The organism is Pseudomonas sp. (genome assembly GCF_048269965.1).
Lineage (GTDB): Bacteria > Pseudomonadota > Gammaproteobacteria > Pseudomonadales > Pseudomonadaceae > Aquipseudomonas.
The window spans coordinates 351,767-366,857 of record NZ_JBLWTV010000001.1 but is presented as its reverse complement, the minus strand read 5'-3'; the positions used below and the strand labels follow the sequence as shown (position 1 = coordinate 366,857).

15 protein-coding genes are annotated in these 15,091 nt (G+C 63.9%); 11 read left to right on the top strand and 4 right to left on the bottom strand.

The window, feature by feature from the left end; genetic code table 11:
• The first annotated feature begins 26 nt into the window (after positions 1-26).
• Together ACN0X6_RS01770 and ACN0X6_RS01765 are read left to right on the top strand one after the other, a co-directional pair.
• Positions 27-863, top strand: a complete 837-nt coding sequence (locus ACN0X6_RS01770; RefSeq protein WP_074675378.1) for an HDOD domain-containing protein — start codon at positions 27-29, stop codon at positions 861-863.
• 139 nt (positions 864-1,002) lie between these two features.
• Positions 1,003-1,758, top strand: a complete 756-nt coding sequence (locus tag ACN0X6_RS01765; RefSeq protein ID WP_417701571.1) for a substrate-binding periplasmic protein — start codon at positions 1,003-1,005, stop codon at positions 1,756-1,758.
• On the opposite strand, the gene ACN0X6_RS01760 is transcribed toward ACN0X6_RS01765, so the two are convergent.
• Together ACN0X6_RS01760 and ACN0X6_RS01755 are read right to left on the bottom strand one after the other, a co-directional pair.
• Positions 1,741-3,138, bottom strand: coding sequence for a sensor histidine kinase (locus ACN0X6_RS01760; protein WP_417701569.1), 1,398 nt, complete (start codon positions 3,136-3,138; stop codon positions 1,741-1,743). The two genes, ACN0X6_RS01765 and ACN0X6_RS01760, sit on opposite strands and share 18 nt — an antisense overlap.
• Positions 3,135-3,806, bottom strand: a complete 672-nt coding sequence (locus ACN0X6_RS01755; RefSeq protein ID WP_417701568.1) for a response regulator — start codon at positions 3,804-3,806, stop codon at positions 3,135-3,137. Before ACN0X6_RS01755 ends, ACN0X6_RS01760 begins: the two co-directional genes overlap by 4 nt.
• A gap of 268 nt (positions 3,807-4,074) precedes the next feature.
• Here ACN0X6_RS01755 and ACN0X6_RS01750 point away from each other — a divergent pair, with 268 nt between their 5' ends.
• The 5 genes from ACN0X6_RS01750 to ACN0X6_RS01730 all read left to right on the top strand — a co-directional run bounded on the left by ACN0X6_RS01750 (position 4,075) and on the right by ACN0X6_RS01730 (position 9,416).
• Positions 4,075-5,340: an OprD family porin gene (locus ACN0X6_RS01750; RefSeq protein WP_417701735.1), complete on the top strand. Its 1,266-nt coding sequence runs from the start codon at positions 4,075-4,077 to the stop codon at positions 5,338-5,340.
• 33 nt (positions 5,341-5,373) lie between these two features.
• Positions 5,374-6,354: a Bug family tripartite tricarboxylate transporter substrate binding protein gene (locus tag ACN0X6_RS01745; protein WP_417701567.1), complete on the top strand. Its 981-nt coding sequence runs from the start codon at positions 5,374-5,376 to the stop codon at positions 6,352-6,354.
• Positions 6,355-6,444: 90 nt separating this feature from the next.
• Positions 6,445-6,888, top strand: coding sequence for a tripartite tricarboxylate transporter TctB family protein (locus tag ACN0X6_RS01740; protein WP_417701566.1), 444 nt, complete (start codon positions 6,445-6,447; stop codon positions 6,886-6,888).
• Between the two features lies 1 nt (position 6,889).
• Positions 6,890-8,410 carry a tripartite tricarboxylate transporter permease gene (locus ACN0X6_RS01735; protein WP_417701564.1) on the top strand — a complete coding sequence of 507 codons (1,521 nt, stop codon included), beginning with the start codon at positions 6,890-6,892 and terminating at the stop codon, positions 8,408-8,410.
• The gene (locus ACN0X6_RS01730; RefSeq protein ID WP_417701563.1) at positions 8,394-9,416 is read left to right on the top strand and encodes an AbrB family transcriptional regulator; all 1,023 of its coding nucleotides are present in this window, start codon (positions 8,394-8,396) and stop codon (positions 9,414-9,416) included. Before ACN0X6_RS01735 ends, ACN0X6_RS01730 begins: the two co-directional genes overlap by 17 nt.
• Positions 9,417-9,506: 90 nt before the next feature.
• Here ACN0X6_RS01730 and ACN0X6_RS01725 read toward each other — a convergent pair whose 3' ends face one another.
• A complete protein-coding gene (locus ACN0X6_RS01725) occupies positions 9,507-10,388 on the bottom strand; it encodes an RluA family pseudouridine synthase (RefSeq protein WP_417701562.1) in 882 nt (293 codons plus the stop codon).
• A gap of 255 nt (positions 10,389-10,643) precedes the next feature.
• On the opposite strand from ACN0X6_RS01725, the gene ACN0X6_RS01720 reads away from it, so the two are divergent.
• Positions 10,644-11,303, top strand: a complete 660-nt coding sequence (locus ACN0X6_RS01720) for a COG3650 family protein (RefSeq protein ID WP_417701560.1) — start codon at positions 10,644-10,646, stop codon at positions 11,301-11,303.
• Positions 11,304-11,362: 59 nt separating this feature from the next.
• On the opposite strand, the gene ACN0X6_RS01715 is transcribed toward ACN0X6_RS01720, so the two are convergent.
• Positions 11,363-12,292, bottom strand: coding sequence for a LysR substrate-binding domain-containing protein (locus ACN0X6_RS01715; protein WP_417701559.1), 930 nt, complete (start codon positions 12,290-12,292; stop codon positions 11,363-11,365).
• 116 nt (positions 12,293-12,408) lie between these two features.
• Here ACN0X6_RS01715 and ACN0X6_RS01710 point away from each other — a divergent pair, with 116 nt between their 5' ends.
• From ACN0X6_RS01710 to ACN0X6_RS01700, 3 genes are all read left to right on the top strand, one after another.
• Complete coding sequence (locus tag ACN0X6_RS01710) at positions 12,409-13,173, top strand: 3-oxoacyl-ACP reductase family protein (RefSeq protein ID WP_417701557.1); 765 nt, start codon at positions 12,409-12,411, stop codon at positions 13,171-13,173.
• 78 nt (positions 13,174-13,251) lie between these two features.
• The gene (locus ACN0X6_RS01705) at positions 13,252-13,854 is read left to right on the top strand and encodes an NADPH-dependent F420 reductase (RefSeq protein ID WP_417701733.1); all 603 of its coding nucleotides are present in this window, start codon (positions 13,252-13,254) and stop codon (positions 13,852-13,854) included.
• A gap of 17 nt (positions 13,855-13,871) precedes the next feature.
• Positions 13,872-15,083 (top strand): MFS transporter, encoded by a 1,212-nt coding sequence (locus ACN0X6_RS01700; protein ID WP_417701556.1) that lies wholly within the window; start codon positions 13,872-13,874, stop codon positions 15,081-15,083.
• Positions 15,084-15,091: the final 8 nt, after the last annotated feature.

Below are 15,091 nucleotides of genomic sequence, written 5' to 3'. Positions count from 1 at the left end.
ATCGAATCGCCTAAGAGAGCCATTTCATGAGCAAGCTTGCCGAAAAAGTCCAACAGGAACTGATCCACGCCATCGAGAACGATGAGCTGGTACTGCCCACCCTGCCCGAGGTCGCACTGCGGGTGCGTGAAGCAGCGGAAGACCCGGATATCGGCATCCCGCAGATCAGCAAGGTCATCGGTAACGACGCGGCCCTCACCGCGCGCATCATCAAGGTGGTCAACAGCCCGCTGCTGCGCAGCAACAAGGAAATCACCGACCTGCAGATGGCCGTCAGCCGCCTGGGCATCAACTACACCTGCAACCTGGCCACTGGCCTGGCCATGGAGCAGATGTTCCAGGCCACCAGCGATGTGGTCGACCGCAAGATGCGCGAAGTGTGGAACAAGAGCACCGAGATCGCCGGTATCTGTCACGTGCTGTGCCGCCACTACACCCGCCTGATGCCGGACCAGGCCACTCTCGCCGGCCTGGTGCACCAGATCGGTGTGCTGCCGATCCTCACCTACGCCGAAGAGCACAACGAACTGCTGGCCGACTCCATCAGCCTCAACCATGTGATCGAGCAGATTCACCCGATCATCGGCGACAAGATCCTGCGCACCTGGGAGTTCCCCGAGCCTATCGCCATCGTGCCGAGCCAGTACCTGGACTTCACGCGCGACTCGGCCAAGGTCGATTACGTCGATATCGTCCAGGTCGCCACGCTGCAGAGCTACCTGGGCAGCGAGCACCCCTACACCCAGCTGGACTGGAGCAAGGTGCCGGCGTTCGCCAAGCTCGGCCTCGACCCGCAGGTCGACATGCAGGCCGACGAAGACCTCTCCGCCGCCATGGAAGCGGCCATGAGCATGCTGCAATAAAAGCATCTCGCCATGGATGGCAAAAAATTGTCGGGAGCAATTTTTGACGTCGCTGCGCGACGGCCCGAAGGGTGATCTACAGGGATGTAGATCACAAAACGCCTCTACACTCGAGTGACTCGTTTGAGGAAGTAGAGCCATGCGTTACGCATTCGTCCTGCTCGTCCTGTTGTTCTGCAGCGCCCAGGCTGCCGAACAGGTGCGTCTGACCAATGGCGAATGGCCGCCCTATCTCGGTGAAACCCTGCCCCACCACGGCGTGGCCTCACGCATCGTTGCCGAGGCCTTCGCACTGCAGGGCGTCGAAGTGCAGTGGGAATTTCACCCCTGGGCACGCTCGCTGAAAATGGCCGAACAGGGCCGGCGCGACGGCAGCGCCGTCTGGCTTGCCAACCCGGAACGTGAACAGCGCTTTCACATCAGCGAGCCGGTGGTCGAAAGCGGCTACTACCTGTTTCATCGCAAGAACCATGCGTTTGACTGGAACGATGTCGAGGATCTGCGCGGCCTGCGCATTGCCGGCACTCGCGGCTATGACTACGGCGAAGCCTTTGAACGCGCCGAAGCCGCCGGCGAACTCGAGGTGGCGCGCCTGACCGGTGATGAACAGGGCCTGCGCCAGTTGCTGGCCGGAAGGGTCGATCTGTTTCCCGTGGACAAGGTGGTGGGCTTCGACCTGCTCTATCAGAAATTCAGCGCCGCCGAGCGCCAGCGCCTGAGTTTTCATCGCAAGCCCCTGCGCAGCGACAGCCTGCATCTGCTGCTGTCACGCGAGGTGCCGGGCAATGCCGAGCTGATGCGGCGTTTCAATCGTGGCCTGAATCAATTGCGCGACAGCGGCAAGGTCTCCCAGTACCTGCTGGAGATTCAGCAGCCGCTAAGCCTCAGCCACTGACAGCGGAAATTCGACACGCACCCTCAGGCCATGCGGTTGTGCCTGATGCAGGCTGATTCGAGCCTGATGGGCACGACAGATTTCGCCAACGATGGCCAGCCCCAGGCCTGCACCGTTGCCCAGCCTGCTGCGTCGGTAGAAACGCTCGAAAACCTTCTCATGCTCGGCCTCGGGAATGCCCGGACCGTCGTCCTCGACCTCAAGCACCGCCGGCGCCAGTACACGGATGATCAGGTTGCCACCGGCTGGCGTATGCGCCAACGCGTTGTCCAGCAGGTTGTTCAGCAACTCGTTGAGCAACGTCGGCTCGCCATCGATCCACACCGGCTGATCGGCCTCCAGCGCCAGCGCGACACCACGGGCGTGAGCCAGTGGCGCCATGGCCAGACCCAGTTCACGCGCCAGCTGGCTGAGGTCGATACGCTCGGCGCCGCCTTCGGTAATGGCACGCGCACCACTCTCGATACGCGCCAGGGACAGCAGTTGATTGGCCAGCGAAGTCAGACGATCACCCTGTTGCGCCACCTGTTCAAGGGTGCTGCGCCATTGCTCGGGCTGTTCGGCACGCAAGCCCAGGGTGATACGCGCTTTCAGCGCTGCCAGCGGCGTGCGCAACTCATGGGCGGCATCGGCTATGAACTGGGACTGCCGCTCGAACAGACCGCGCAAGCGCTCGTTGAACTGGTTCAACGCCTCCACCAGCGGCAGCACCTCGCGCGGCAGACCGCTGTCCGGCAGTGGCTGCAGGTCGTCGCTGGCCCTTTCGGCCACTTCCCGGCGCAGCGCCTCCAGTGGTCGCAAGGCCAGGTTCACGGCCAACCACACCAGCAGCAGCGCACCGACTGAAAGCAACCCCATGCGCCACAGGGTGCCGATCAGCAGCTCACGGGCCATGCGTTCACGCGCGCCCTGGGTTTCCGCCACGCGGATTTCCGCCATGCCGTTGATCTGCGGCTCGCTGACCGGCTGCAGCAGGCTCACCACACGTACGCCCTGCCTGCGGTACTCGGCGTCGTAGAAGTGCGCCAGAGCCGGATAATCGTCAGTACGCGGCGTGCCCGGCGGCGCGGGTGGCAGGTCCTCATAGCCGGAAACATGAGTTCCCCGCAGGTCGAGCACCTGATAGTAGATGCGCCCGGCGCTGTCGTAGGCAAAGGTATCCAGCGCGACATAGGGAATATTGGCATGCAGGCGGCCATCATCGGCATACAGGCCATCGGCCACCGCGCGCGCCGACGCCAGCAACGTACGGTCATAGGCGGTATCGGCTGCGCGCCTTGCATTCCAGTAGGCACTGAAACTGCTCAGCAGCAGGATCAGCGACAACAGCAATGCCAGGCGCCGCAGCAGACGCCCACGCAGACTGACACCACGACTCATGCCTCGACCGCTTCCAGCAGGTAGCCAAGGCCACGGAAGGTGACGATGCGTACGGCACTGCCCTCGAGCTTCTTGCGCAGGCGGTGAATGTAGATTTCGATGGCATCGGGGCTGGCGTCCTCGTCCAGACCGAAGACCTGTGCCGCCAGTTGCTCCTTGCTCATCACCCTGCCCGGCCTGGCGATCATCGCCTCCAGCACCGCCTGTTCACGAGCTGTCAGGCTGAGCGTCTCGCCATCGAGGCTGAAACGACGTGCACCGAGGTCGTAGACCAGGTCGCCGCAACGCTGCAACTGCTCACCGCCGAGCACGCTGCGCCGCAGCAGTGCCTTGACCCGGGCTTCGAGCTCGGTCAGTTCGAAGGGCTTGGCCAGGTAGTCATCGGCCCCCAGATTGAGGCCATGCACACGATCCTTGACCTCGCCACGCGCCGTCAGCATCAGCACCGGCAACGTCTGGCCGCGATCACGCAGGCGCGCCAACACGGCAAAGCCGTCCAGGCGAGGCAACCCGATATCGAGAATCGCCAGGGCGTACTCTTCGCTGCACAGCGCAAGGTCAGCGGCGACGCCATCGTGCAGCACGTCCACCGTCCAGCCGGCGCCCTTGAGCGCCTGGGCCACGCTTTCCGCCAATTGCGGATGGTCTTCGACCAGCAGAATCCGCACCGCCACCTCCGACTGCAGCATCGTTAAAGGCGCGCAGTTTAGCGCCGTCACGGCTGCTGTGAATTGCCCAAATGCCAAAGCAGCATCTGTTAGCTGCATTGCGCCACCCGCCATGACGCGACAACACAGGATCATGAAAATCTTTCGTTCATGAAAGCCTCGTGAAAGCTTGCCCTCATAGCATCGCTGCAAGGTGGCTCGATCCACCTGCTCAAGTGACCTGGCAGTGGTGCCAGGTCGCGACAAGAACAAAAACGGAGACCACATGATGCTCGCAGCCTCACGCCAGGCCCTGCCGCCTGTCCGCCTGCTCTGCCTGGCCATCGCCGCTACCGGCGCTGCCCCCCTCGCCAACGCCGCCTTCATCGAAGACAGCGGCGCCAGCCTCACCGCTACCAACATCTACCTGAACCGCGACTTCCGCCAGTTCGACGGCCAGAACAAGCGTGAAGAATGGGGCCAGGGCTTTCGCCTCGATCTGCAGTCCGGTTTCACCGAAGGCACCGTCGGTTTCGGTGTCGACGCCATGGGTCTGCTCGGCCTCAAGCTCGACTCCGGTCGCGGCCGCACCGGCACCGATCTGCTGCCGGTACACGACGATGGCCGCTCTGCCGACGAATTCAGCCGCCTGGGCCTGACTGCCAAGGTCAAGGTCTCTGCCACCGAACTGCGCTATGGCTCGCATGTGCCGGAACTGCCGGTGGTCAAGGCCAGTGACAGCCGCCTGCTGCCGCAGGTATTCGAAGGCGGCCTGCTGACCTCCTCCGAACTGGAAGGTCTGACCTTCACCGGCGGTCGCCTGGACAAGGTCATCGACCGCGCTTCGACCGACTCCGAAGAGATGGTGCTCAACGCCAAGAACCGCCGCTTCGCCTCCGGCGTCGAAGCCGACCACCTGGACCTGGCCGGCGTCGACTACAAGTTCGCCCCCGGCTTTACCGGCCGTTACTACTTTGCCGATCTGGATGACATCTATCGCCAGCATTTCTTCGGCCTGCTGAGCAGCCACAAGATCGGTGCGGGCACCCTGAGCAGCGACCTGCGTTATATCGTCAGTCGTGACAGCGGCGCGGCCAACGCCGGCAAGGTCGACAATCAGGCCTTCAACGCCATGGTCAGCTACGGCCTGGGTAGCCACAAGTTCGGCCTGGGCTTCCAGGACATGAACGGCGACACCGGCTTTGCCTACATCGATGGCAGCGATCCGTTCCTGGTCAACTTCGTGCAGATCAACGATTTCGCCAACGCCGACGAGCGCTCCTGGCAGGCCCGCTACGATTACAACTTCGCCAGCATCGGCGTGCCCGGCCTGACCTTCATGACCCGCTACATCCGTGGTGACGATGCCCGCATCGCCGGCTCCAACGACCGTGGCGGCGAATGGGAACGCGACATCGAGTTCAAGTACGTGGTGCAGACCGGCCCGCTCAAGGATCTCTACGTACGCGTGCGCAACGCCAGTTTCCGCTCCGACTTCGCCCGCGACGCGGACGAGAACCGTGTCATCGTCGGCTATACCCTGCCGATCTGGTAAACAACAAAAAGACCCGCGAGGAATCACCCCATCATGAAATCTGTCCTCACCCGCGCCGCACTGGCAACCGCCTGCCTGGCCTTTGCCGGTCAACTGCTGGCCGCCGAACCCAAGCGCCCCGAATGCATCGCCCCGGCCAAGCCCGGTGGTGGTTTCGACCTGACCTGCAAGCTGGCCCAGAGCGGCCTCAAGGATGAAGGTCTGCTCAAGGCGCCGATGCGCGTCACCTACATGCCGGGCGGCGTCGGCGCCGTGGCCTACAACGCCGTGGTCGCCCAGCGTGCCAAGGACCCAGGCACCATCACCGCCTTCTCCAGCGGTTCGCTGCTGAACCTGGCCCAGGGCAAGTTCGGTCGCTATGACGAGAACGCCGTACGCTGGCTGGCCGCGGTCGGTACCGACTACGGCGCGATTACCGTGCGTGCCGACTCTCCCTACAAGAACCTCGATGACCTGGTCCAGGCTCTGAAAAAAGATCCATCCAGCATCGTCTTCGGCGCCGGCGCCACCATCGGTGGGCAGGACTGGATGCAGACCGCGCTGATCGCCCGCCTGGCCGGGATCGACCCGAAAAACCTGCGTTATGTCGCCTTCGAAGGCGGCGGCGAAACCCTCACCGCGATGCTCGGCGGCCATGTGCAGGTCACCAGCAGCGGCCTCGGTGAAGTCACCCCGCAGCTGGAAGCGAAAAAAGTGCGCATCCTCGCCGTGCTCTCCGATGAGCGCCTGCCGGGCAAGCTGGCCGAAATCCCGACCGCCAAGGAGCAGGGCTACGACATCACCTGGCCGGTAATCCGCGGCTTCTACATGGGCCCGGAAGTCAGCGACGAGCAGTTCGACTGGTGGAAGCAGCAGTTCGATACCCTGCTGGCCAGCGAAGACTTCGCCAAGCTGCGCGAACAACGTGACCTGCTGCCGCTGTCGGTGACCGGTGATGAACTCAAGGCCCTGGTGTTCAAGCAGGTCGCTGAGTACAAGACCCTGGCCGGTGAATTCGGCCTGATGCAGGAATAAGTGCATCGGCGGGTTCGGCGTCGTCCGACACCGAACCCGCATTGGAACGGCCTGCCGTTCGACAACGACCCTCCGCAAGAGACCATTGCTATGTACGTTCGCCTGTTCGCTGCGATCTGGCTGCTGTTGTGCGCCTGCCTCGCCGTCATCGCCTGGGGCTTCCAGGCTCCCTTTGCCTATGACCCGGTTGGTCCTCGTGCCTATCCGTTGTTGCTGCTGGCTCTGATGGGCGCTGGTGCTGCCTGGTTGGTGTTCAAGCCAGGCGCGGACACCGAGAAACTCACCCGCCAGGCACTGCTGCGCAGCGGCCTGTGCATCCTCACGCTGCTGGCCTACGCCCTGCTCTTCGAGCCCCTGGGCTTCGTCCTCAGCACTGCACTGGCCACCTTCGTCCTGGGCTTGCTGTTCACGGGTCGTGTACTGCCGTGCCTGATCAGCGGCGTCCTGATGGGCGTGCTGCTGTATGCCTTGTTCGATTATGCGCTAGACGTTCCACTGCCACTGGGCGTGTTCGAAGCGTTGGTGGAGAGCTGAGATGGAAACTTTACATTTTCTGATGCAGGGCTTTGACGTCGCCACCCGGCCGACCAACCTGCTGGTTGCACTGTTCGGCGCCTTCGTTGGCACCATCGTCGGCCTGTTACCAGGCCTGGGCCCGATCAACGGCGTCGCCCTGCTGCTGCCACTGGCCTTCGCCCTTGGCCTGCCACCGGAAACCGCACTGATTCTGCTCGCCGCCGTGTACCTGGGCTGCGAGTACGGCGGTCGCATTTCCGCCATCCTGCTCAACGTTCCCGGCGACGCAGCCGCGGTGATGACCACCCTCGACGGCTACCCGCTGGCTCGTCAGGGCAAGGCGGGTATCGCCTTGTCGCTGTCGGCAGTCAGCTCCTTCACCGGCAGCATGATCGCCACCTGCGGTGTGGTGCTGTTCGCGCCGATCCTGGCGAAATGGGCGGTCGCCTTCGGTCCGGCCGAGTACTTCGTGCTGATGATCTTCGCGATTGCCTGCCTCGGCGGCATGGTCGGCGACAAACCGGTCAAGACCCTGCTCTCGGCGCTGATCGGCCTGGCCCTGGCCACGGTCGGGGTCGACTCCACCACAGGGGTCTACCGCTTCACCTTCGACAGCGTCAGTCTGTCCGACGGCATCCAATTCGTCATCGTGGTGATCGGCTTCTTCAGTGTCAGCGAGATTCTGCTGATGCTGGAAAACACCCACAATGGCCAGAAGGCGGTGAAGGCCAGCGGTCGTGTGCTGTTCAACTTCAAGGAATACTGCTTCACCTTCTGGACCATGATTCGCAGCTCGGTCGCCGGTTTCGTCATTGGCGTACTGCCTGGTGCCGGTGCGACCATCGCCAGCGCCATGACCTACATGACCGAGAAGCGCCTGGCCGGTGACAACGGAAAATTCGGCGAGGGCGACCTGCGCGGTCTGGCCGCTCCCGAGTCGGCCAACAATGCTTCGGCCTGCGGCTCGCTGATCCCGATGCTGACCCTCGGCGTACCCGGTTCGGGCACCACTGCGGTGATGATCGGCGCACTGACGCTGTACAACATCACCCCGGGTCCGTTGCTGTTCGAACAGCAGCCAGACGTGGTCTGGGGCCTGATCGCCTCGCTGTTCATCGGCAACGTCATCCTGCTGGTGATGAACATCCCGCTGGTCGGCCTGTTCTCGCGCATGCTCAGCGTGCCGAACTGGGTGCTGGTACCCGCCATCACCGTGATCAGCATGGTCGGGGTCTACGCCGTGCACAGCACCACCTTCGATCTGGTGCTGATGATCGGCCTGGGTGTGTTCGGCTATATCCTGCGCAAGCTGGACTTCCCGCTCTCGGCGGTGATCCTCGGCTTCGTGCTGGGCGAGATGATGGAAGACAACCTGCGTCGCGCCCTGTCGATTTCCGCGGGTGAGCTGAGCATCCTCTGGGGCAGCCCGATCACCCTGGTACTGTGGGCGCTTGTCGTACTGATGCTGGCTCTGCCGGGTATCCGCTGGATGCGTCGACGCAAGCAGATCAAGGCGCAGGCTGATGCCTCTGCCGCGTGACCTGTGGGTAACACCGCTGACCGGAGCGGTCGGCGGTTACCTGGCCAGCCTCGCCGGCTGGCCTTTGCCATGGATGGTCGGATCCTTGCTGGCGGTAATCGTCGTGCGCTGCCTGACCAATCGCGCCTTCAGTGAACTGCCGGGCGGGCGCAAGGCCGGCCAATGGCTGGTCGCCAGCGGCATCGGCCTGCACTTCACCAGCGACGTGCTGGAGCAGGTGCTCAGCCACTTGCCGGTGATCGTGATGGGCGCCTTCGGCACGCTGCTTCTGAGCCTGATCGGCATCGCCATGCTGCGCCGCGCTGGCGTCGACCGCGCTACCGCTTTCTTCGCCAGCATGCCTGGCGGCGCCAGCGAGATGGTCAACCTGGCCCTGCGTCACGATGCCCAGCCTGCGCGCGTGGCGGCGGCGCACAGCCTGCGTCTGCTGCTGGTGGTGCTGCTGATTCCGGCCCTGTTCACCTGGGGCCTGCCCGCCGTCAGCGCGCCGACTCGCGCGCCGGTGGACTGGACCTGGCTGATCGGTCTGCTGGCGGCTGGCGCGGTACTGGCGATCTTCTGGGGCCGCCTGAAACAACCCAACCCCTGGATGCTCGGCCCACTGACCGCCTGCGCCGTTGCCAGCGCCAGTTTCGATCTGCATCTGGGCCTGCCGCAAGGCCTCGGCCAGCTCGGCCAGTGGCTGATTGGTTGCGCCCTGGGCTGTCACTTCGACCGTGCCTTCTTCCGCAGCGCGCCGGGTTTTCTCGCCCGTGTGCTGGCCTTCACCCTGCTGGCGATGCTCGCCGCTGCCGTGCTCGGCGAAGCCCTTGGCTGGCTGGCCGGCGAAGACCACCTGTCGCTGATGCTGGGCATGATGCCAGGCGGCATTACCGAGCTGTGCCTGACCGCCGAAGCCTTGCAGCTATCGGTGGCGCTGGTCACCGCATTGCAGGTGCTACGGCTGTTTCTGGTGATGTTCCTCGCCGAACCCTTATTCAAGCTCTGGTGCAAGCGCCACGCTTAGCCCGCCTTGTGCGGGCGTTTTTATGACCCCTGGTGCGCACGGCGCACCCTACGACCATGCCGCTCCGTAGGGTGCGCCATGCGCCCAGCGCTACCACTGCAACTGCAATCCACTCTCGAACTCGCGCAGCTGGCCGCTGAGCGGATCGACGAAACGCAGGCCGCGCGCCAGCAGCTTGAGCGGCCTGGCGTAATCGTCCGGCTGGTTGCGACTCTCGTGCAGCTCGGGATAGAAATCGTCGCCGACGATGGGCGCACCGAGCCCGGCCAGGTGCACGCGCAGCTGATGCTTGCGCCCCGTCACCGGCGACAAACCATAGCGCCACAGTGCGTCCCGGCGCTCCAGCACCTCGATACGCGTCTCGCTGTTGGCCTCTCCCGCCACTTCCTGCATGCGAAAGAACGGCTCGCCCTCGACCATCCGCGAACGATGCAGGTAGGGAAACTGCAGCTGCGGCAAAGCCGGGGCGATGGCCTCGTAGTATTTCTCCACCGCACGCTGACGAAACAGCGCCTGGTACTGACCGCGACTGGCCGGATCGACCGAGAACAGCACCAGGCCGGCAGTCAGCCGATCTATGCGGTGGATCGGCACCAGATCGGGATTGCCGGTGCGCTTGATCAACCGCGCCAGCAGCGTCTGCTCGACGTATTCGCCGGCCGGCATCACCGGCAGAAAGTGCGGCTTGTCGGCGACCAGCAGGTGCTCGTCCTGCCACAGCACCTGTTCGACGAAAGGAATTGGCGTCTCGTCCGGCACTTCGCGGAAGTAACGCACCTTGAGCCCGGCCCGATAGGGATGCGTGGCGTCGATGGGCGCGCCAGCCGCATCCAGCACCCGACCGCGCGCCATACGTTGCAACCAGGTGGCGCGGTCGATGGCGGGAAAGTGATCGCACAGGCAATCAAGCACCGTCGCCCAGTCGCCCTGGGGCAAATGAAGCGTGCTGGGGCGCATGGCGGGGCTGGGCATTGCAGAAGGTGCTCGGTCAGTTCTGGACCGGCGCATTAGGCCGCACTCGCGTGGCTCAGTCAAAGCCAGGGCATACTGCAACAGCAGCCGAACAATGAAAGCCTGCGAGGCATGTCCCCTCATCCGGCGCTTCGCGCCACCTTCTCCCAGAGGGAGAAGGACAAAAGGGAGGACGTCGCTGCGCGACTTTCATGCTCACGGCTTGAGCCAAGGTCGCGCTGTGGCTATGGTGGCCGCTCGTATCTGGAGAGACTCATGTCCATCACCCGCTCCCTGCTTACCAGCGTCGCCCTGCTCCCACTTCTGGCCGCCTGCCAGGTCTACACCGGCAAGCCGGAAGGCCCGCCACCGGCAACCCGCCTGCAAGGGCAGGTACAGGTTGAAAATGGTCAGCTGGTCTTCAGCCCCTGCCAGGAGCAGCGCCGTTTCGTGCTGGTTGATGGCGATAACACCGGTATCGAGCGCGAAGCCAGCCAACTCGGTAGCGACCTGTTCGCCGATCTGGCTGGACGCCTGGGCGGCAGCCAGGGCAAAGGCAGCGATGGCCGCTTCGAGGTCAGCAAGATCTATCGCCTGCAGGGCGAAGGGCATGGCTGCGACGACCTCAACTTCAAACGCCTGACCCTGCGCGCCAGCGGCAACGAGCCGTTCTGGCAACTGGAAGTCGGCAGCAAGGGCCTGGTGCTCAACCGCCCCGGGCAGGAGCCGCTGGCCCTGCCTTACCTGGAAGAACAGTTGCCGGATGGCCGCCTGAACTTCAGCAGTGAAGCCAACGGCCAGCGTCTGGATCTGTGGGTGGCCCCACAGCGCTGCGTCGACGGCATGAGCGGCGCGGTCAACCACCTCAGCGCCGAACTGCGCCTCGATGGCCAGGTGCTGCGTGGCTGCGCGCACTATGGCGCCATGCGCAACTGAGCCGCGCCAATGCCGGTGGCCCCGCCAGGTGTCACCGGCATTGATCGCTCAACGGGGCGCTAGCCCAAACTCCCGGCAAAACGCCGTGCATAGTCTTCACGCTGGAAAGCCTCGACCACGAAGTCGATGAAGCTGCGCGTCTTGCCCGGCAACAACTGGCGACTGGGGTAATACAGCGACAACGCGCCGGCATCCGCCCACCAGCGCGGCAGCACCCGTACCAGCTCACCCGACTCCAGCTCGGACAGTACATCGGGTACGGCAAGCATCGCCACCCCCAGGCCCAACCGCGCAGCCTCTCGCACGGCAGTTGGATCGTTGACCACTACGGTCTCGCGCATCGTCGCGATCACTTCATCGCCCTGCGCATTGCGCATGTTCCAGGTACGGATACGACCCGACGACAGCGAACGCATGACGATGCAATCCAGCTCGATCAGACCTGATGGATCGGCCGGCAAAGTGTGCCGAGCCAGATAAGCGGGAGAGGCAAAGGCAACGACGTGCAGCGGCGCCAGTGTGCGGGCGACCACACCGCTTGCCAGCTCGAAACCGCCACCGATGGCGGCATCATAGCCTTCGGCGATCAGGTCGACCGTACGGTTCTCGAAATGCCATTCAGGGCGGACGCGAGGATAGCGCTGCAGGAACTCGGGTAACAACGGCAGCAGGTAACCGATCCCGAAGGATGGCGCCACGCTGATCTTGAGCACACCAGCCGGCTGGCCATCATCGGCTGATACCGCTGCAATGGCGTTCTGCAGGGACTCCAGATTGCCGCCAACCGCGGCCAGGAAAGCCTCGCCCGCCTCGGTCAGCGTCAACTTGCGTGTCGAGCGCTGGAACAGCCGTACACCCAGGTTACGCTCCAGCATGGCGACGTTGCGGCTCACCGCAGCCGGCGTGAGCGCAAGCCGGCGCGCGGCCGCCGAGAAGCTGCCACTCTCGGCACTGCGCACGAATGATTCCAGGTTGGCCAATGTTTCCATAGGCCGATCTTAAACAGATACTTGAAGATAAACCAAATTATTAGCTACTAATAAACGGCCAATGAAAACGCGATAGTCACTCCACCGAATGTCTCGGCAATCAACCGGAGTGAATCATGAGCAACCTAACCTCTTCCCAACCCCTTCCCCTGGCCGGCAAGACGGCTCTCGTCACAGGCGGCTCTCGCTCTATCGGCGCAGCTATCGCCAAACGCCTGGCCGCCGACGGCGCCCAGGTTGCCTTCACCTACAATGGCTCGCCCAAGCTGGCTGAAGAGGTCGCCGTCGAGATCGAATCGGCAGGCGGTCGAGCGCTGGCGATCCAGGCCAACGCAGCCGACCCCGAGGCCGTGCGCGCCGCCGTCGCGACGACGGTGGAAGCGTTCGGCGGCCTGGACATTCTGGTGAATAACGCCGGTATCGGCGTGTTCAGCCAGTTCGAAGAAACCAGCTTCGAGGATTACCAGAAGATGCTCGCGGTCAACGTGACCGGTGTATTCGTCGCCACCCAGGAAGCGGTAAGGCACATGCAGGCAGGCGGTCGCGTCATCCACATAGCCAGCTCGGTCACCAAGTACGCAGGTGTGCCCGGACTTGCCGCATACAGCCTGACCAAAGGCGCCGTCGCCGGTTTCAACCGCAGCCTGGCGCATGATCTGGGGCCACGCGGGATCACGGTCAACAGCATCCACCCAGGCCCGGTGAACACCGACATGAACCCGGCCGATAGCGAGGTTGCCCAGCTCCTGACCCCCCGCATGGCAGTGGGTCGCTATGGAGAGCCACACGAAATTGCCAGCCTCGTGGCATTCATCGCCAGCCCGCAAGCCTCGTTCATCACAGGTGCGGACATCCTCGCTGACGGCGGATTGACCTCTTGAGTCTGCCGGGGCAGGCCAGTCAGCCTGCCCCACAGTTTTCCGACACTTCTGGCCTCAAGGAGTCCCAGCATGAGCAAATTGCCCTCCATCGGCATCATCGGCGCCGGCCATATCGGCGCGGCCTTCGCACGCGCCCTGGCGCGTCGGAACATTCCGGCAATTCTCTCCAACAGCCGAGGGCCAGAGAGCCTGCAAGCCCTTGTACAATCCATCGGCCCGAGCATCCGTGCCGGCACCCGTGAACAGGCGGCAGCGCAGCCCATCGTGTTGGTCGCGGTGAACTGGTCGAAGCTGCCAGCCGCGCTGTCCGGGCTCGCGGACTTCGCCGGGCGAATCGTCATCGACAGCAATAACCCGATCGAAGCGCCACTGTTCAACCCTATCGATCTGCATGGCCGCACCTCAAGCGAAGTGTTTGCCGACCTGGTGCCGGGCGCCCATGTAGTGAAGGCGTTCAATCACCTGAACCCCAGACTGCTCATCGCCGATCCCGCCGAGCGCGGCGGCCGGCGTGTGCTGTTCCTGGCGGGTGACGACAATCGCGCGAAAAACCAGGTCAGCGCACTGATCGATGAGCTGGGCTTCGCCGCTATCGACCTTGGCGAGCTGGCCGAAGGTGGGCGCCTGACGCAATTCCCCGGTGGGCCGTTGCCCTCGCTCGAACTGGTGCGGTTCGGCTGAGCTACCGGAAGACAAAAATGAAGGATTCCATCATGCCCCATACCGATTCATCTACTGCTGATACCAGATCCATATCTGCTGCGTGGTGGGCCGTCATCTCTCTTGCCCTGGGCGCCTTCGGCCTGGTCACGGCGGAGTTCCTGCCGATCAGCCTGCTGACGCCGATGGCCGCCGACTTGGGCGTATCCAACGGCGCGGTGGGCCAGGCCATCACCGCTACCGCCGTGGTCGCCGCATTCGCCGGACCACTGGTGGTGCTGTTCTCGGGCCGTCTGGATCGACAAAAGATCGTCTGGGGGTTGATGGGCATGCTGGTGTTCTCCTGCATCCTTTCGGCCTATGCCTCAAACATCACGGTGCTGCTGATCGCGCGTGGACTGCTGGGCTTCGCCCTCGGCAGCTTCTGGGCCATGATGGCAGCGCTCGCCCTGCGCCTGGTGCCTCCGGACAAGGTGCCGCGTGCCATTTCGATCATCATGATGGGCATTTCGCTCGCAACCATCTTCGCTGCCCCGCTGGGTGCCTACCTGGGAGAACTGTGGGGGTGGCAGGCAACCTTCCTGGCCGCGTCCGGTATTGGCGTGGTGACGCTGGTGATTCAGATGCTGACCCTGCCCAAACTGCCGGCCACAGCAGCACCAGGCCTGGCCTCCTTCAAGGCAGCGCTGACGCGGCGTGCGGTCGTCGTCGGCATCTGCACTGGGCTTCTGGTCATTTCCGGGCACTTCGCCGCTCTGACCTTCATTCGTCCCTTCCTCGAGGAGGTCCCCCGCCTGGATGTCGCGACCGTCTCGCTTGCCTTGCTGGCCTTCGGTGTCAGCGGCTTTTTCGGCAACCTTGCCGGCGGCGCCGTCGCCGCGCGCAGTCCGGCCTGGGCAGTCAGCAGTTGCTCGTTCCTGATCGCTGCCGTTGCACTCACGCTGATCCTGTTCGGCACACAGGCTGACGTTGCCTTCGTCGCGATTGCGCTGTGGGGCTTCGCGTTCGGCGCCTTCCCGGTATCGATCTCGATCTGGAACGCGCGCGCCGCCGCCGATCACGCGGAAAGCGCTGGCGCCCTGCTGTCATCGACCTTCCAGGTCGCCATTGCCGCAGGTGCGGTTCTAGGCGGGCTGATCATCGACAGCCTCGACTCGCAAGCCGTGATCGTCTATGCCGCGACAGCAGCCTTCGCGGGCGCTGCCCTGATGTTCATTCGGGGTCGCGCAATCGAACGTCAGCACGGCTAAGCACTTAC